The organism is Luteimonas padinae (assembly GCF_014652935.1).
In the GTDB taxonomy this organism is placed as follows: domain Bacteria; phylum Pseudomonadota; class Gammaproteobacteria; order Xanthomonadales; family Xanthomonadaceae; genus Luteimonas; species Luteimonas padinae.
Window position 1 is genome coordinate 155,227 of the sequence record NZ_BMZT01000001.1, and the last position, 17,431, is coordinate 172,657.

Genomic DNA, 17,431 nt, shown 5'->3' on the forward strand with positions numbered 1-17,431 from the left:
GGTGCCGATCCGGCGGGCGACCGGAGGCATGACTTCCGGACCGTCGCCCCGGTGCCGCTTGCGCCTACCATGGCGGCATGTTCCAGCGCTTCGACCACAACCGGCTGCTGCGCTACGCGGGACTGTTCACCTGGGCGGTGATCGGCCTGCCGCTGCTGCTGGTGACCCTGCCGCAGCCCGATCGCGACGGCGTGGTGGGCGCGGCTGCGCCCGGCGCGCTGCAGGCCTGGATCGCCTGGGCGGTATTCGGCGCCAGCTACGGCTGGCTCACCCGCGGCCTGGGCCGGCAGCGGGTGAGGGCCGTCGACGGCGTGCTGCTGGCCGGCCTGGCCGGCGGCGCCATCGCCATCAGCTACTACAGCCAGAGCGGCCTGGGCAGCATCCTGCTGATGGTCGTGGCCAGCGTGCTGCCGTGGCTGCTGCCGGTGTGGCAGGGCGTGGCGCTGCTGGTGCTGTGCGAGTTCGTGATCGTGCCGGTGTACGTGCGCGGCTATGACTTCTCCTGGGTCGAAGCGGTGCTGCAGGCCAGCCTGTACGTCGGCTTCACCGGCTTCGCCTTCGTCACCGGCCTGGTGGCGCGCCAGCAGGCCCAGGCCCGGGATGAGCAGCGCCGCCTGAATGCGGAACTGCGCGCCACCCGCGCCCTGCTGGCCGAAAGCGTGCGCGTCAACGAGCGCACCCGGATCTCGCGCGAGCTGCACGACCTGCTGGGCCACCACCTGACCGCGCTGAGCCTGAACCTGGAAGTGGCCAACCACCTCACCGAGGGCAAGGCCCAGGAGCACGTGGGCCAGGCCCACACCCTGGCCCGGCTGCTGCTGTCGGACGTGCGCGAGGCGGTCAGCCAGATCCGCGGCAACGAGACCATCGACATGGCCGCCACCCTGGAGCCGCTGGCCGGCAACGTGCCCGGCCTCAAGGTGGACATGCGCCTGCCGCGGCCGTTCCCGATGGAGGACCCCGAGCGCGCCCACGTGCTGCTGCGCTGCACCCAGGAGATCATCACCAACGCCGTCCGCCATGCCCACGCCAGCGTCCTGCACCTGCAGTACGCGCTCGAGCGCGGGGCGGTGCGCCTGGTCGCCCGCGACGACGGCCGCGGCGCCGATGGCTTCACCGCCGGCAACGGCCTGCGCGGCATGCGCGAGCGGCTGGCGGTGTACGGCGGCGAAGTCGAGGCCGACACTGCACCGGGGCAGGGCTTCACCCTGCGCCTGCGGCTGCCGCTGGACGACGTCGCCGACATCGCGGTATCCACGGCGGAGCCATCCGGCCCGTCGGCAACCCTCACCACGGAGGCGACATGACGACCGACGGACCCCGCGAGGCCGGCGCACCGGCGATCCGCGTTTGCCTGGTCGACGACCAGACCCTGGTCCGGCAGGGCATCCGCTCCCTGCTGGCGCTCGACGGCGGCATCGAGGTGGTGGCCGAGGCCGTCGACGGGCGCCAGGCCGTCGAGATGATCCCGAGGGTCGCGCCGGACGTGGTCCTGATGGACATGCGCATGCCGGCGATGTCGGGCCTGGAGGCCCTGCAGGCCCTGTCCGCGGCCGGCACGCTGCCGCCCACCATCATCCTCACCACCTTCGACGACGACCAGCTGGTGCTGGCCGGGCTCAAGGCCGGGGCCAAGGGCTACCTGCTCAAGGACGTGTCGCTGGAGCAGCTGGTGGGCGCGATCCGCACCGTGGCCGGCGGCGGCTCGCTGGTGCAGCCGGCGGTGACCCAGCGCCTGCTGTCGGGCCTGGAGCACATGCGCAACGACTTCGTCAGCCTCGACCGGCCAGACCCCCTGACCGACCGCGAGACCGAGATCCTGCGCCTGATGGCCTCGGGCTTCTCCAACAAGGAGATCGCCAACTCGCTGGGCGTGGCCGAGGGCACGATCAAGAACCACGTGTCCAACATCCTCAGCAAGCTGGGGGTGCGCGACCGCACCCGGGCGGTGCTGAAGGCCTTCGAACTGCAGCTGGTGTAAGCCCGGCGCAGGCCCGGCCGCCGCGCCGGGGCGGGCCTGCCCGATGTGAAAAAAGCCGCGGCCCGAGGTCGCGGCGACGACGGCAATCTTGCTAGGATTGCCGGTCTGCGCCCCGGCCTCGGCCGGTCCTGGTCCCGGAGAACCCTGAATGACCCGTTTGCTCGAGCTCCTGATTTCCATGGCGATCGTCGCCGTGCTGTTCGTGATCGTCGGCGTTGTGCTGCCGTCCAGCCGCTCCCTGAGCGAAAGCGTGGAGACCAACCGCAAGATGTCGATCGTGTTCGACACGGTGAACAGCTTCAAGCGCTTCGACGACTGGCATCCCTTCGCGCTGGGCCAGGTCAAGCTCGACCGTTCGGGCCCCGAAGAGGGCGTCGGCGCCCGCATCGACTACGACTCCCAGGTCTCCGGCGTGGGCAAGGGCAGCTGGGAGATCATCGAGTCCGAGCAGGATTCGCGCGTGGTCTACCGCATCGAGGACGACAAGCGCGGTTCGAACAAGCAGTCGGCCATCACCCTGACCCCGACCGGTCGCGGCGGCCGCAACGTCGAGATCACCCAGGACTACCAGGTCGACTACGGCTGGGACCTGCTGGGCCGCTACGCCGGCCTGTACGTCAGCCGCAACGTCGGCGACACCATGAAGTTCGGCCTCGGCCGCCTGACCAACATGCTGGCCTCGGTGCCGAACTTCGACTACCGCGTCGACGGCTCCAATCTTGCCAACCTCGAAGTGGCCCAGATCCCCGCCGAGAACCTGCTGGTGGTCAACGCCGGCGCGATCGAGCGCAACAACGAAGTCGTCAAGAAGGCGATGAAGGACAACGCCGAGTGGATCAAGCGCACGATGGACGAGAGCGGCCTGGAGCCGGTCGGCCCGCTGCGCATCGTGACCACCGAGTTCGCGCGTGACAGCTACACCTTCGACGTGGTCCAGGCCGTCCGTCCCAAGGGCGGCGCGGCGGCTCCGGCCGACGACGCCACCGCTGCCGACGAGGCCGCGGAAGGCGAAGAGGCCCCGGCCGCCCCGGCCTTCGTGGTCACGGAATCCGAGCCGCTGGACGCGGACGCCATCAAGCTGCAGGGCCCGGTGACCTTCGTGCGCAGCGAGCCGACCCGTGTTGCCCGCGCCGACTACAAGGGCTACATGGCCGAGCTGGACGTGGCCCGCAACGCCACCCGCGCCTGGGCCCTGACCCAGGGCGAAGAGGCCATCGGCCGCCCCTACGAGTACTACGTCAACGGGATCGACGCGGCGTTCACCGCCGACGGCCAGTTCAAGGTGTTCTGGAACCTCAAGGGCTGATCCTCGCCACTCGCCTGCAGTACCCTCGGAACGCCGCATCCCCGGATGCGGCGTTCCGCGTTCCAGGAGGACGTTCGCCGATGCCAGACGCCCCCGACGCCGCGCCCCGCGCCCTGGTCGCGCCCGCCGGCCGCATGCTGGCCGCGTCCGGGGCCGTGCTCGCGGCGCTGGCCGTCGCCCTGGCCGCCTATGCCTCGCACGCCGCCGGCCCCGATGCCGGCAGTCGCCTGGGCCTGGCGGCCGCGTTCGCCTTCGGCCACGGCCTGGCGCTGGCGGCGCTGGCGCCGCGCGCGCGGGGACGGCTGGCGCTGGCCGCGATGGGCGCACTGCTGGCCGGCGTGCTGCTGTTCGCAGGCTCGCTGGCCGGGGCCTCGCTGCTGGGGTTGTCGACGCGCCTGGCGCCGCTGGGCGGCAGCCTGATGATCCTGGGGTGGCTCGCCCAGGCCGCGGCCGCGCTGCGGGGGCGCTGAGGCCATGCCGCGCTTCCGCCGTGGCTACGACACCGCCGAGGCCGATGCCTGGCTCGCCCGGCGCGACCGCCGCCTGGCCGCGTGGATCCGCCGCCTCGGTCCGATCGGGCCCGACCCGCGCTGGCGGCGCTCCTTCGATCCGGTCGATGCGCTCGCCCGCGCCATCCTGTTCCAGCAGCTGAGCGGCAAGGCCGCGTCCACCATCGTCGGCCGGGTGAAGGCGGCGGTTGGCGGCACGCGGCTCCATGCCGACAGCCTGGGGCGCGTCGACGACGCCACGCTGCGCGCCTGCGGGGTTTCGGGCAACAAGGCGCTGGCCCTGCGCGACCTCGCCGCCCGCGAGGCGCGCGGCGAGATTCCCGACTTGCGCAGGATGTCGGTGATGGACGCGGACGCGATCGTCGCCGCCCTGGTGCCGGTCCGCGGTATCGGCCGCTGGACGGTGGAGATGATGCTGATGTTCCGGCTCGGAAGGCCGGACGTGCTGCCGGTCGACGACCTTGGCGTGCGCAAGGGCGCGCAGCTGCTGGATCGCGCGGAGGCCATGCCGACCCCGCGCGGACTGGCGGAGCGGGGCGAACGCTGGGGCCCGTTCCGGACCCAGGCTGCGCTCTACCTGTGGCGGATCGCGGACGCGGCCAGCGCCGCGTCCGCGCCCGTGAAGCGCTCGCAGGAATAGGCGCGGGGCAGGCCGCCCGCGCCGGGTGGATCAGAAGCGCAGTTCGCCGCCGATGCCGAGGGTGTCGATGTCGAGGTCGACGCCGTCGAAGTCGGCCTGGCGGCGATCCCAGTTCAGCGACAGGCCGAAGCGCGGGTTGAAGTCGTAGCCGACGCTGGCGCCGAAGTAGGGCTTGTTCGAGTGCTCGTCGTCGATCACGTCCCAGTCGTCCTCGCGCAGCTGCGCGGTGATGCGCGCGATGCCGGCGCGGCCGCCGATGAAGAAGCCGGTGCCGTCGGGGCCGAAGTTGTGCTTGGCCGCCACGCCCACGCCGAAGCTGACCAGGTCGAGGTCGAGGTCGTCGCCCAGGTACTCGGTGTACAGCGTGCCGACGTGGCCTTCGAGCGCGAAGTTGCGGTTGAACCAGTAGCCGCCGGAGAAGACGAACGAGGTGTCGTCCTCGCTGGCGGAGAAGCCGGCGTAGTCCAGGTCGATGTCGCTCTGGCCGATCTCGGCGCGGATGTAGCCGCCACGGCCGTCGGCGGCGAAGGCGGGCGCGGACGCGCAGGCGGCGAGCACGGCGGCGAGGATGATCGTCTTGTTCATCGTGTTCCTTGTTCCTTGGAAAGAGGATCCCCTCCCGGGGGCGCGAAGGATGCGGAGGCGCGCCGGCGCTGTCAACGGGGCACTGTCTCAGCGTCCGCCCGGCGCCAGCAGCGCCAGCAGTCCGCGCGCGGCCTGCAGCCGCTCGCCCGCCTCGGGCAGTTCCAGCGCCAGGCGCAGCGTGTCCGGCCCGTCCATCCGGTACTGCTTCGGCTGGCCCTGGACCAGGCGGATGATCGCCATGGGGTCGACCGACGGCTTCTCGACGAACTTCACCCGCCCGCCGCTGGCGCCGATGTCGATCTTGGCGATGCCCAGCCCGGTGGCCGCAAGCTTCAGCTCGGCGGTGGCGAACAGCAGCTTCGTCGGCTCCGGCAGCAGGCCGAAGCGGTCGATCATCTCCACCTGCAGTTCGCGCAGGGCCTCGGCGTCGCGCGCGGAGCTGATGCGCTTGTACAGGGTCAGGCGCGTGTGCACGTCGGGCAGGTAGTCCTCGGGGATCAGCGCAGGTGCGTGCAGCTCGACTTCGGCGCCGCGCGCGGCGGTGCCGTCGACGTCGGGCAGTTCGCCGCGCTTGATCGAGCGCACCGCGCGCTCCAGCAGCTCGGTGTAGAGGCTGAAGCCGACTTCGGCCATCTGGCCACTCTGGTCCTCGCCCAGCAGCTCGCCGGCGCCGCGGATCTCGAGGTCGTGGGTGGCGAGCGTGAAGCCGGCGCCGAGCTCGTCCATGGAGGCGATCGCGTCCAGGCGCTTCTTCGCGTCCGCGGTGATCGAGCGCTTGTCGGGCACCACGAGATACGCATAGGCGCGATGGTGCGAGCGGCCGACGCGTCCGCGCAGCTGGTGCAGCTGCGCCAGGCCGAACCTGTCGGCGCGGTTGATGATGATGGTGTTGGCGTTGGGGATGTCGATGCCGGATTCGATGATGGTCGAGGCCAGCAGCACGTTGAAGCGCTGCTTCTGGAAGTCGAGCATCACCCGCTCCAGCTCGCGCTCGGGCATCTGGCCGTGCGCCACGCCGATGCGCGCCTCGGGCACCAGCTCCTGCAGCTGGCGCTGCATGCGGCCGATCGACTCGACGTCGTTGTGCAGGAAGAACAGCTGGCCGCCGCGCGCCAGCTCGCGGTCGAAGGCCTCGCGCAGCTGGGCGTCGTCCCAGGGCACGACGAAGGTCTGCACCGCCAGCCGGTTGGCCGGCGCGGTGGCGATGATCGAGAGGTCGCGAAGCCCGGCCATGGCCATGTTGAGCGTGCGCGGGATCGGGGTGGCGGTCAGCGTGAGCAGGTGCACGTTGGCGCGCAGGGCCTTCAGCGCCTCCTTCTGGCGCACGCCGAAGCGCTGCTCCTCGTCCACGATCACCAGGCCGAGGTCCTTGAAGCGCACGTCCTTCTGCAGCAGGCGGTGGGTGCCGACGATGACGTCGATGGTGCCCTCGGCCACCTTCTCCAGCTCGGCCTTGATCTCCTTCGTCGACTTGAAGCGCGACAGCACCTCGACCCGGATCGGCCAGTCGGCGAAGCGGTCGCGGAAGTTGGCGTAGTGTTGCTCGGCCAGGAGCGTGGTCGGCACCAGCACCGCGACCTGCTTGCCGGCCGCGGCGGTGGCGAAGGCCGCGCGCACCGCGACCTCGGTCTTGCCGAAGCCGACGTCGCCGCAGACCACGCGGTCCATCGGCTGCGAGGACTGCAGGTCGCGCAGTACGGCCTCGATGGCGGCGTGCTGGTCGGGCGTTTCCTCGAAGGGGAAGGTGGCGGCGAAGGGTTCGTACATGCCGCGGTCGATGTCGATCGCGAGCCCCGCGCGGGCCTGGCGCTTCGCCTGGATCTCCAGCAGTTCGGCGGCGACGTCGCGGACCTTCTCGGCCGCCTTGCGCTTGGCCTTGGTCCACTGCTCGCCACCCAGCGAATGCAGCGGCGCGGTCTCCGGCGAGGCGCCGGAATAGCGGCTGATCAGGTGCAGCTGCGCGACCGGCACATAGAGGCGGTCGCCCTTGGCGTACTCGATTTCGAGGTATTCCGACGCCATGCCGCCGGCTTCCAGCGTCACCAGTCCGCGATAGCGGCCGACGCCGTGGTCCTCGTGCACGATCGGCGAGCCTTCGGACAGCTCGCCGAGGTCGCGGATGATCGCTTCCGGCTCGCGGCCGGCGCGCTTGCGGCGGCGCGGCGCGGCGGCGCGCTCCGGGAACAGCTGGCGCTCGGTGAGCACGGCCAGCGGCGCCTCGCCGGCCACGCCGGGATCGAGGGCAAAGCCGTCCTCGAGCGGCGCGACCGAAATCGCGAAGCGCGCGTCGCCGGACGCGAAGGCGCGGAAGTCGGGCAGCACCTGCGGGCGCAGGGCGGCAGCGTCGAGCACCTCCAGCAGCGCCTCGCGGCGGCCGGCGGTGTCGGCCGAGACCAGCACGCGGCCCGGATAGCTCGCGAGGAACTCCTTCAGCGGCACGGCCGCGGCGTCGTGGCGCGCGGCCACCGGCAGCGCCGGCGCGGGCTGCTCGCCCAGCCGGGTGGCCTCGTCGCGGCGCGCATGGCCCTCGCCCGCGACCTCGATCCGCGGTGCGTCGTTGAAGTGCGCGCGCAGCTCGTCCGGCGCCAGCCACAGGGCGCCGGGCGGCAGCACGGGATGTTCGACATCGTGGCGGCGCTGCTCGTGGCGCTGGCCGGCCTGGGCCCAGAAATGGTCGGCGGCCGCGGCCACGCCCTCGTCCACCAGCGGCAGGGCGCCGTCGCCCATGTAGTCGAACAGCGTGGCGGTGGCCCCGCCTTCGAAGAACAGCGGCAGGTAGTATTCGATGCCGGCCGGCGCGGCCCCGGCCCTGAGGTCCTGGAACAGCGCGCTGCGCCGGGTGTCGATGTCGAACTGCTCGCGCAGCGCATCGAGCGCGCGCGCGCGCGAGGCCTCGTCCAGCGGCACTTCGCGGCCCGGCATCAGCCGCAGCGCATCGACCTTCTCCAGCGAGCGCTGGCTCTCGGGGTCGAACACGCGGATGGTGTCGATCTCGTCGTCGAGCAGTTCGATGCGCAGCGGCGCCGCCTCGCCCATCGGGTAGACGTCGAGCAGGGCGCCGCGCACGGCGAAGTCGCCCGGGTCGTAGACCTGGGGCACGTTGCGGTAGCCGGCGGCCTGCAGGCGGCGCTTCTCGGCGTCCAGGTCCAGGCGCTGGCCCACGCCCAGGTCGAAGCTGTTGCCGACCACGTAGGACAGCGGCGGCAGGCGCTGCATCAGCGTCTGCACCGGCACCACCAGCACGCCGCGCTTCATCGACGGCAGGCGGCGCAAGGTGGCCAGGCGCTGGGAGACGATCTCGGGATGCGGGCTGAAGCGGTCGTAGGGCAGGGTCTCCCAGTCCGGGAAGGCCAGTACCGGCAGACCGGCATCGTCGCCGACGAGGGTGTGCAGGTCGGCTTCGAGCTGGGTGGCGGCGTGGTTGTCGCGGGCAACGGCCAGCAGGACGCCGTCATGCGCGCGCGCCGCGGCCGCGACGAACCAGGCCAGCGCCGAGCGCGATGCCGGCGCGCGCCACCATGCGCGCGGGCGGCCAGGGCCGGGAAGCGGGGGCGTGGGAGAGGCGGGGAGGGGAGCGCGGCGTGGGGTCTGGTCGGTCATCGGCACAAACAGCGGCAGCACCGGATGCGTTCCACCGCACCCGGCGCAGGGCCGCACAGTCTAGCGTGGCCGGCCTCTACGCTGCGGCCCGGGCGTCTGCGGAGTGCTGGTGTCAGCGCGATTCGCCGGAGGCGGCCGTGCCCCCGCTGCCGCCGCTGCCCACGCCGGCCACCGGGGTGGCCCTGGCCAGCGGCAGGCGGATGCGGACGAAGCCGGGGTCGGCTGCACCGTCCTCGTCCACGCCGAAGCCCATGGAGCGCGCGAGATCGAGCAGGGGGCCGTTGGCCTCGGGCACTTCGCCGGTCAGCGCGTCCAGGCGCTTGCCCCGCGCCCAGCGCGCCAGGCGCCGCATCAGGTGGCGGCCCAGGCCCATGCCGGCGACGTTGCGGCCGACCAGGATCGCGAACGCCGCCTCGCGGGTGCCGGGCACGACGGCGGCGCGCGCTAGGCCCAGGATCATCGCCTCGCCGGGCGGCAGTTGCTGCTCGGTGACGACCAGGGTGAATTCGCCGCGGGTGTCGGGCTGGGACAGCTGGCGCGAACGCTCGACGTCGATGTCGCCGGCACCGGCGAGCAGGTGCCCGCGGGTGTCGCCGGGTTCAAGGAGTTCGAAGCTCGCGCGCAGCACCGGCGCGTCTTCCGGACGGATCGGGCGGATCAGGACGTCGTGGCCGTTGCGGAGGCGGAGCTCCTCGTGCCACGGGGGGAGGCGGTTTCTGGCGACCATGGGGCCGATGCTGGCACGGCACGGGTGAAGCCCATCTGCACATGCCGGCCGTGGATCAGGACGGAGTGCGCAGCCAGTGGAAGCGCGAACCGGCGCCGCGCTCGCCCAGCGCCGCCGCCAGCGACGCGAGCGCCGGTGCCAGCGCGGCGTCGAGCTGCCAGGGCGGATTGACCACCAGCATGCCGCTGCCGTTCATGCGCAGCGGCGAGTCGTCGGGGCGCACCATCAGCTCGGCCAGCAACACCGACTTGCCCGGCAGGTCCGCGGCCCGGCGCTGGAACGGCATCAGCGTGCGCCTGAGCTTGATCGGGTACCAGAGCGCGAACACGCCCTGCGGGAAGCGGCGCAGGCCTTCGCGGATCGCGCCCAGCGCGTCGTCGAATTCCGCCAGCTGGGTCTCGTAGGGCGGGTCCACCAGCACCAGGCCGCGGCCGAGGCGGGTCGCGCCGTCGCGCGGCGGCAGCATCGCGCGCACGGCGGCGTAGCCGTCGCCCGGGTGTACGCGGACACGGCGGTCGCCGGCGAGGCTGGCCGCCAGCGCCTTCGCCTCCTCGGGCTGGGTCTCGCAGCAGGCGATGCGGTCGGCCTCGCGCAGCGCGTGCGCGAGCAGCCAGGGAGAGCCGGGGTAGGCGTCGGCGCCGTGCGCCTTGCGGCAGGCCGCGACCGCGTCGAGGTAGCGGCGCAGCAGCGGATCGCGCGGCGTTTCCGCGATCAGCCGCCCGATGCCGTCGTCGGCCTCGCCGGTGCGCTGCGCGCTGGCGCCGGACAGGCGGTACAGGCCGCGGCCGGCGTGGGTGTCCAGCGCGAACAGCGGCGCCGGCTTCGCCACCAGCGCGTCGCACAGGGCCAGCAGGACGACGTGCTTGAGGACGTCGGCGTGGTTGCCGGCGTGGAAGGCGTGGCGGTAGTTCATCGGGGAAGGATACCGGGGCGGCCGGCGGCGCGCGGCGCCCGCCAGGCTGCCCGCCATGTCCACCGACGCCGCGCCCGCGCCATCCACCGTGCTCCTGGTCGAGGACGATCCGGCGATCGCCGAGGCCGTGGTCTATGCGCTGCGCGCGGAAGGCTTCGCGGTCGAGCACCGGATGCTGGGCCGCGGCGCGGCCGAGCGCGTGCGCGCCGGCGCAGGATCGACTGCTACCGGGTTGGCGCGGCGATGCCGGCGGCGACGCGCTGAGCGCCGGCCCGGCTGCAGGTCCCGTCAGCCGAGGCCCGGGACCTGCGCCGCAAGCCACAGCGTGCCGCCGCCGAGCAGGCCGCCGATGGCGGTGGCGGCGAGCACGTCGCTGGGCCAGTGCAGGCCCAGCACCACGCGCGACAGCGCCACCATCGCGGTGAACGGCACCAGCAGCCAGGCCAGCTGCGGATAGTGGGCCAGGGCGACGATGGTGAAGGAGACCGCGTGCAGGGTATGGCCGGACGGGAAGCTGAACTCGTCCAGCGGCGCGATCCAGGCGCGGATGCGCACGTCGGCCGCGAACGGCCGCGGGCGCCGGGTCCAGCGCTTGAGCGCCTTGTACAGCAGCAGCGCGATGGTGCCGGTGGCGGCCATCTGCGCCGAGGCGCGGACGCCGTCGAGGCCGTCCAGCAGCACCATCGCCGCCATCAGCACGTACCAGGCGACGCCGTCGCCCAGCCGGCTGACGGTGGCGAACACCTTCAGCACGCCGGTGCGCGCGCACCAGGCGTTGGTGCGCAGGCAGAGCAGGCGGTCGGCGGCGAAGCGGCTATGCGAGGGCAGCGTGGACATCGGCGTGGCTCCTGCGGTGGGCGATGCCGGCGAGGACGGCGTCGAAATCGGCGGCGACCTGGGCCGGACGCAGCGACTGCACCGCCGTCCGCGCCGCCGCGCCCATGCCGCGGCGCGAGGCGTCTTCCAGCGAGAGGCGGCAGGCGGCGTCGATGAAGCCGGTCTCGTCGTGCAGCGTGATCGCGGCGCCGTGGATGCCGTGGCGCAGGTGCTCGGCGGCGGCGCCATAGCGGTAGGCCACGGTGGCCACGCCGCTGGCCATGGCCTCGATGGTCACGTTGCCGAAGGTTTCCGACAGGCTCGGGAACAGGAACAGGTCGGCGCTGGCGAAGTGCCGGGCAAGCGCTTCGCCGCGCTGCAGCCCGCAGTAGATGAAGTCCGGGTTGGCCTCGCGGATCGCGGCCTGCTCCGGACCTTCGCCGACCCAGACGAAGCGCGCATCGGGGCGCAGCGCCTGCAGGGCCCGGAACGCGCGGATCGCCAGCCCGAGGTTCTTCTCCGCGGCGATGCGGCCGACGTGGATGACGGCGAGGTCGTCCGCACCCAGGCCCCAGCGCGCGCGCAGCTCATCGTCGCGCTGGGCCGGGTCGAAGCGTCGGGTATCGACCGCGCGCGGCAGGTGAACCACGTGGCGGAAGCCGAGCCCCTCGAGTCCGGCGCGCAGCTCGCGGGTCGGCACCAGGGTGGCGGCGGAGCGGTTGTGGAAGCGCCGCATCCAGGCCAGCGCCAGCGGCTCCAGCAGCGGCAGGCCGTAGTCGCGCATGTAGTGGTCGAAGCGGGTGTGGAAGCCGGAGGCGACCGGGATCCCGAGCGCGCGCGCCGCGCGCATCGCCGACCAGCCCAGCGGGCCCTCGGTGGCGATGTAGACGGCGTCCGGACGCTGGCGGCGCCAGGCGCGGCGCAGCCGCGCGGCCGCGGGCAGGCCGAAGCGCAGGCCCGCGTACAGCGGCAGGTGCACGCCGGTGGTGAGCATGCCGCCGGGGCCGGCGTGGTCCTGGCGATGCTGGCGCGGACGCACCAGCTCGACGTCGTGGCCGCGGCCGCGCAGGCCGCGCTCCAGCTCACGCACCGTCAGCGCGACGCCGTTGACTTCCGGTGGATAGGTCTCGGTGACGATGGCATAGCGCATGGGCGGCTCCGGTTTTACCGAAGCCTGCCCCTGCGGGGTGTCGCGCGTATGGCGGTTTGTTGACGCCCGTGTGACGCGGCTACCAGTGCAGCTGCACGCGCGCTTCCAGGATCGAGGGATCGTCGTGGATGCGGGCGCCGCTGGCGTCGGTGCGGCTGCTGGCGACGTCGACGTAGTTCAGCATCAGCTTGGTGTTGCTGCGCCAGTACCAGTTCACGCCCACCGTCCAGGCCTCCATGCGGCCGCCCCGCACCGGGCCGTCGTCGAGGTCGAGCTGGTCGTAGCGCAGGCCGAGCTGCCACAGGCCGGCGTCGGCGACATTGGTGCGCGGCAGGCCGCCGCGGTAGCCCCAGGTGCCGCCGCCGGGCGTCCACAGCGCGCTGGCATAGCCGCCGGTCGCGTCGAAGCCGGAATGGCCGATGCGGTCGGCGCTGGCGAGGAAGTATTCGCCCTGCAGCTTCAGCGGGCCCTGGATCCACATCGCCTCCACGCCGGTGGTGGCCAGGCGGTCGACGTCGGCGAGCACGCCGGTGTCGACCATGCGTGCCGCCGCCATGTCGGCATTGGGGCGGGCGCGCAGGCGCAGCGCGTCGGCGTCGGTGTCGCGGTCGACGTGGCTGAGGCCGAGGTGCAGCACGCGGCCGTCCTCCTGCAGCGGGGCCCACCAGGCGCGCGCGCCGTAGCCGGCGCCGCCGGCATCGTCGTCCAGGTTGCGGCCGAACCAGCCCAGGCTGGCGCCGTGGCTGCCGGCGTCGTAGCCCCAGGACGCGCCGAGCCTGCGGCCGACGGCGAAGGTGGAGGTGGCCGCGGCCTTGGCGATGAAGTCGCTGTTGCGCGCGGAGGACAGCTCCTCGAGGCTGTTGGGCTGCTTGTACTGGCCGAACAGGAGCGTGTGCGCGGGCGCGCCGTCGCCGCCGAAGGTCCAGGACACGTTGTTGTCGAGGTAGGTCTCGCTGTGGACGTCGTAGCCGAGCACCCAGCCGAAGCCGCCCGGACCCTTGCCCTTCAGCGCCAGCTCGAAGCGGCGGATGCCGGTGGCGCGGTCGCGGCCGTCGGCGCGGGCGTCCAGGTCGAGTACGTCATTGTCGAACCAGTAGCCGTCGACCTGGAACATGCTCTCGAAGGACACCTCGGAGCCGGCCACCGTGCCCAGCGGCACCTCGGCGCGGGCGGGGAACAGGCAGGCGGCGGCAAGCAGGGCGATCGGCGGCAACAGGAGTTTCATGGAATCGTCGCGGGGCTGTCATGCGGGGGACCGCGAAGTCTATCGCGCGGGGACGGCCGCTCCCGGGGACAGTGCGCTCCCCCGACAGCTGAACGGATGGCGGCGGGTCAGCGCCGCGCGCCGAACTCGACCACCCGGCTGAGCCCGCCTGGCGCGTCCTGGAAGCCCTGCGCGATCAGCGCGGCGCGCAGCCCGGGGTCGTCGGTGCGCGCGGAGGCCTGCAGCGAGCGGCGGCCATCGGCCTCGACGGTGAGCGTGGCTTCGAGCCACAGCGGGGCCGTCGCGTCCTCGGGCACCAGCGCGAGCCGCCCCGCGCCGCCTTCACAGGCGGGGGTTCCCGCCAGCAGCAGGGGTGGCAGCGCCCCGTCCGCCAGCGCCATTTCCACCCGGACGCGCCCGCCGGCCTCGCGGCAGCCCTCGTCGTCGAACAGCACCCGGGCGTCCTCCAGCGAGGCGCGCAGGGCCAGGCCCGGCGGTGACGGCAGCGGCAGCACGCCGTCGGCGCGCGACAGCCCGCGCACGCGCCCGGCGTGCAGCACCAGCGACGCCTGCGGCGCGTGGACCCGCAGCTGGCGGCGCCCGAGGAGCAGCGGCAGCGGCGACAGGCCCACCCGCACGTCGCCGATCGCGACGTCCTGCCACCGGGCCTGCCGCAGGCGCCCGCGCCACGGGCTGCCGTCGACGCCCGCCGCGGACAGCGCCTGCGGCAGCGCGAGCCGCGCGATGGCGAGCTGCAGCGGCGCGGCCAGTAGCAGGCCCAGCGCGAACGCGCCCGCGAACCACAGCGCCAGCCGGCGGCCGCTCACGGTGCGGCTCCGGCGAAGCCGGCCTCGACGCGCAGCTGGCCGTCAGTGCGCTCGACGCGCAGCGACGCCGGTGCGATGCCGTGCGTGTCGACCAGCCCGCCGAGCCAGCCGAACAGGGCTGGCGACGCGACCCGCTCGAACTCCAGCACGAAGCTGCCGTCGGGCGCCGTGCGCTGGCGGCTGGGGGCGAGACCCGCCTCGCGCGTGCTGTCGAGCAGCAGGCGCTGCAGGGCCTCGCCGCCGGGCGGCTGCGCGGTTGCCGCGGCGGAGGTGCCGAGCGCGGCCACCGCGGCCTCGGCGGCGTGCAGCGTGGCCACGGCGCGGGCATGCCGGGCTTCGGCCTCCTCGCGCAGCGCGCGCAGCGGCCACAGCAGGCCGTACCACCAGGCGAACGCGGCCAGCATCGCGGCCATGGCGGCCAGCATCGCGCGCTCGCGTGGTTCGCGTCCCTGCCACCAGCGGCGCAGTGCGGTGATCATGTCGTTCATGCCGAGGGCTCCAGGGCCAGGCCGGTGTGCAGGCCGCCGGCCACCTCCGTGCTGCCGCCTTCCACCAGCCGCCAGCCGTCGGCGGCGAGGCTGCCCCGCAGGGCCTCCAGGTCGGCCGCGTCGCGATGGAACAGCCGCGCGCGCAGGCGGTCGCCGCGGGCGTATTCGAGGTCGACCAGGTGCGTGCCGGGGCGCGCGTCGACGGCGGCGAACAGCGCGCCGCTCGCCGCCGCGAACTCGCGCGGCGCGTGCGCGGCCTGGAGGCGGCGGTCCAGCCCGGCCGCGTCGCCGCCGCTTCCGGGCAGGGCGGCGTCCAGGGTCGCCGCCGCGCGCGATTCCAGCGCGCGCGCGGCCAGTTCGAGGCGCAGCGCCTGGGCCGCCACCAGCAGCAGCGGCGACGCGAGCAGCGCCGCCGCCAGCCAGGCGAGGCGCCGCCGGTTGGCCGGGCGCGCGCGCCTGGCCGCGGGGGCGAACTCGCCCTGCAGCAGGTCGAGCTCGGGGGCCAAGGCATGCCCGGCCAGCGCATCGAGTCCGCCCTCGATCCGCGACACCGGGCGGGTGCCGAGCACCTGCGCCGCCAGCGCCGGCTCCGCGGCGAAGGCGAGCCCCGGGCCGCGCGCCAGCCAGCGGTCGCCGGCGTCGAGCAGGTTCACCGGGGCGTCGTCGTCCGGGGCGGGCAGCAGCAGCTGCTCGGGCACGGCGGCATCGGGCATGAAGCCGGACGCCGCGGCGCGTTCGAGCCAGGCGCGGAGCAGGGCGGGGTCGACCGCGGCCATGGTGCGCCGGGTGGAGGTGCCGGCCGGATCCAGGGCCACGTGCAGGGTGGTGGGCCGGGCCAGGCGCGCGGCCAGCAGCGCAGCGGCCGCCGCCTGCGCCTGCGCCGCACTGTGCGCGGGCAGTTCCATGGTGTCGATGCGCACGGCGTCGCCGGGCACCACCAGCACGCCGTGCACGGGCCCGGCGCCGGTGGCGGCGGAGTCGCCGGCCCGCAGGCTCCGCCGCGACAGCACGCGGCCGCCGTCGTCCACGTCCAGCAGGGTGGCCGGCGCCGCCGGGTCGGCAGGGAGGAACAGGATGCGCTTGCTCATTCGTCGTGTGTCCATCGCCGCGCGACCAGGCGCACGGGACCATGGGAATCGCTGTCCAGCAGTGCGCTCAGCACCACTTCGGCACCGTCGTATTCGACTTCGGTGCGCAGCGAGAAATAGCGGGTGGCCAGGCGGACCTGCTGCATCGCGTCGTCGCCGAGGCCGGCGGCGCGGATCGCATCGAGGCTGAAGAATTCATGCAGCTGCCGCCAGCCATGCGCGGGGCGGGCGGCGATCACGCGCCGCGCCGCCGCCGGGTCCAGGGCGTTGTCGCTGAGCATGCTCAGCAGCAGGGCGTCGTCGTCCTCGAGCGTGTTGAGGTTGATCGGCGACAGCGCGTTGTCGGGCTGCGCGCAGACGTGGGGACGCAGGCGCCCGTAGGCCCCGGCGTCGTGCGCGACGATGGCGCGCAGCTCGCTGACCTCGGCCAGCAGCGCGCCCGAGGTGCGATAGCCCGGGCCGCGCGAGGCATAGGCGGGATCCTCGGCGCCGGAGGGGCCGGGAACCTGGTCGCGGTCGATCCAGTCGACCAGCGCATCGGCCATCGCCGCGGCCTGGCCGGGGGTGAAGTCGAGCGCCTGCAGCAGGGCCCGGTACTGGCGCACGCCCGCTTCGCGCCGGATCCACTGGTTGGGCGCGCCCTCGACCACGCTGTTGAGGTTGAAGCAGGCGCTGGCGTCGTCCAGGCGCACGCGCATCACGCCGCCGTCGATCGGGAACACGAAGGGGCGGCCGTTCCAGCCTCCCTCCAGGGTGGTGCGGCCGTCGCCGCGGTCGAGCTGGTGGATGCGCGCGCGCGCCAGCTCCTCGCTGCCCAGCGCGTACCACTGCGCCTGCGCCAGCGCCTGGGCGTTGCCGGTGCGGCGCAGGCCGAAGCGGATGTCGTCCATCACCGCGACCAGCAGCACGGTCATCACCGCCACCAGCAGCAGCACGGTGAGCAGCGCGGCGCCGCGTTCGTGCGCGCCGGTCATGGCGTGACCCCGGGCAGCAGGAAGCGCTGGCGCACATGGCCGATGGCGTCGAGCTCGAGCTCCAGTTCGACCGCTTCGGGCAGCGAGTCGGCACCGCCGAGCCAGCCGTCGTTCCAGCGGCCTTCGTCGAGGTAGGCCACGCGCGCGGCGTTGACGCCGTCGATCAGCACCCGCGCCGGCGGCGGCGCGGCGCCGTCCACGGCCGCGCGCGCGCTGCGCTCCAGGCGGCCGTCGACGATGCGGTACTCGACGTACTCCAGCGAGGCGCGCGGCAGGCCTTCGGGATTCTCGTGGCCGCGGCGGACGAAGGCGAACAGCGGGCCCGACTCGCCCGGGCGGCCGCCGATGAAGGCATGGCGGGTGTTGCTGCCGTCGGCCCTGCGCACCAGGCGCACAGCCGCCTGCGAAAGGTCGGCGCGGAGCAGGGCGCGGGCGCGCTGGAATTCGCCCAGGCGGTCCATGCGCTCGCGCAGCACGCCCTGGCTGTCGGCGGCATGGGCCATCACCGCGACGCCGGCGGCGGCGATTACGCCGAAGATGGCCAGTGCGGCCATCACTTCGAGCAGGGTGAAGCCACGCAGCGCATCGCGTGCGTGCATGGCCGTGTGCGCGCGTGCCGTCGT

General features: G+C 73.7%; 17 protein-coding genes. 5 read left to right on the forward strand and 12 right to left on the reverse strand.

Features of this window, described 5'->3' with window-relative positions:
• Window positions 1-77 precede the first annotated feature (77 nt).
• From IE168_RS00735 to IE168_RS00755, 5 genes are all read left to right on the forward strand, one after another.
• Window positions 78-1,307, forward strand: coding sequence for a sensor histidine kinase (locus tag IE168_RS00735; RefSeq protein WP_189494110.1), 1,230 nt, complete (start codon window positions 78-80; stop codon window positions 1,305-1,307).
• Window positions 1,304-1,981 carry a response regulator gene (locus IE168_RS00740; protein WP_189494112.1) on the forward strand — a complete coding sequence of 226 codons (678 nt, stop codon included), beginning with the start codon at window positions 1,304-1,306 and terminating at the stop codon, window positions 1,979-1,981. Before IE168_RS00735 ends, IE168_RS00740 begins: the two co-directional genes overlap by 4 nt.
• Before the next feature lie 148 nt (window positions 1,982-2,129).
• Window positions 2,130-3,287: a polyketide cyclase gene (locus IE168_RS00745; protein WP_189494114.1), complete on the forward strand. Its 1,158-nt coding sequence runs from the start codon at window positions 2,130-2,132 to the stop codon at window positions 3,285-3,287.
• Window positions 3,288-3,367: 80 nt separating this feature from the next.
• Window positions 3,368-3,757, forward strand: a complete 390-nt coding sequence (locus IE168_RS00750) for a DUF423 domain-containing protein (protein WP_189494117.1) — start codon at window positions 3,368-3,370, stop codon at window positions 3,755-3,757.
• A gap of 4 nt (window positions 3,758-3,761) precedes the next feature.
• Complete coding sequence (locus tag IE168_RS00755; RefSeq protein ID WP_189494118.1) at window positions 3,762-4,436, forward strand: DNA-3-methyladenine glycosylase family protein; 675 nt, start codon at window positions 3,762-3,764, stop codon at window positions 4,434-4,436.
• A gap of 30 nt (window positions 4,437-4,466) precedes the next feature.
• On the opposite strand, the gene IE168_RS00760 is transcribed toward IE168_RS00755, so the two are convergent.
• The 12 genes from IE168_RS00760 to gspJ form a co-directional block, all read right to left on the reverse strand.
• On the reverse strand, window positions 4,467-5,021 hold the full coding sequence (locus IE168_RS00760; protein WP_189494120.1) for an outer membrane beta-barrel protein: 555 nt from the start codon (window positions 5,019-5,021) through the stop codon (window positions 4,467-4,469).
• Between the two features lie 87 nt (window positions 5,022-5,108).
• Window positions 5,109-8,621: a transcription-repair coupling factor gene (gene mfd / locus IE168_RS00765; RefSeq protein ID WP_189494522.1), complete on the reverse strand. Its 3,513-nt coding sequence runs from the start codon at window positions 8,619-8,621 to the stop codon at window positions 5,109-5,111.
• 112 nt (window positions 8,622-8,733) lie between these two features.
• Window positions 8,734-9,348, reverse strand: coding sequence for a GNAT family N-acetyltransferase (locus IE168_RS00770; protein WP_189494123.1), 615 nt, complete (start codon window positions 9,346-9,348; stop codon window positions 8,734-8,736).
• 55 nt (window positions 9,349-9,403) lie between these two features.
• Complete coding sequence (locus IE168_RS00775) at window positions 9,404-10,261, reverse strand: 23S rRNA (adenine(2030)-N(6))-methyltransferase RlmJ (protein WP_189494125.1); 858 nt, start codon at window positions 10,259-10,261, stop codon at window positions 9,404-9,406.
• A gap of 288 nt (window positions 10,262-10,549) precedes the next feature.
• Window positions 10,550-11,098 (reverse strand): phosphatase PAP2 family protein, encoded by a 549-nt coding sequence (locus tag IE168_RS00780; RefSeq protein ID WP_189494127.1) that lies wholly within the window; start codon window positions 11,096-11,098, stop codon window positions 10,550-10,552.
• The gene (locus tag IE168_RS00785) at window positions 11,076-12,227 is read right to left on the reverse strand and encodes a glycosyltransferase family 4 protein (RefSeq protein WP_189494130.1); all 1,152 of its coding nucleotides are present in this window, start codon (window positions 12,225-12,227) and stop codon (window positions 11,076-11,078) included. The genes IE168_RS00780 and IE168_RS00785 overlap by 23 nt, the downstream gene beginning before the upstream one ends.
• 79 nt (window positions 12,228-12,306) lie before the next feature.
• Window positions 12,307-13,452, reverse strand: coding sequence for an OprO/OprP family phosphate-selective porin (locus tag IE168_RS00790; RefSeq protein WP_189494132.1), 1,146 nt, complete (start codon window positions 13,450-13,452; stop codon window positions 12,307-12,309).
• A 107-nt stretch (window positions 13,453-13,559) separates the two neighbouring features.
• Complete coding sequence (gene gspN, locus IE168_RS00795) at window positions 13,560-14,258, reverse strand: type II secretion system protein N (protein WP_189494139.1); 699 nt, start codon at window positions 14,256-14,258, stop codon at window positions 13,560-13,562.
• Window positions 14,255-14,746, reverse strand: coding sequence for a type II secretion system protein GspM (gene gspM, locus IE168_RS00800; RefSeq protein WP_189494141.1), 492 nt, complete (start codon window positions 14,744-14,746; stop codon window positions 14,255-14,257). The genes gspN and gspM overlap by 4 nt, the downstream gene beginning before the upstream one ends.
• Window positions 14,743-15,834 carry a type II secretion system protein GspL gene (gene gspL / locus IE168_RS00805; RefSeq protein WP_189494143.1) on the reverse strand — a complete coding sequence of 364 codons (1,092 nt, stop codon included), beginning with the start codon at window positions 15,832-15,834 and terminating at the stop codon, window positions 14,743-14,745. Before gspL ends, gspM begins: the two co-directional genes overlap by 4 nt.
• Entirely contained in the window at window positions 15,831-16,808 is a 978-nt protein-coding gene (gene gspK, locus IE168_RS00810; RefSeq protein ID WP_189494145.1) for a type II secretion system minor pseudopilin GspK, read from the reverse strand. The genes gspL and gspK overlap by 4 nt, the downstream gene beginning before the upstream one ends.
• Window positions 16,805-17,407, reverse strand: coding sequence for a type II secretion system minor pseudopilin GspJ (gene gspJ / locus IE168_RS00815; protein WP_189494524.1), 603 nt, complete (start codon window positions 17,405-17,407; stop codon window positions 16,805-16,807). The genes gspK and gspJ overlap by 4 nt, the downstream gene beginning before the upstream one ends.
• Window positions 17,408-17,431: the final 24 nt, after the last annotated feature.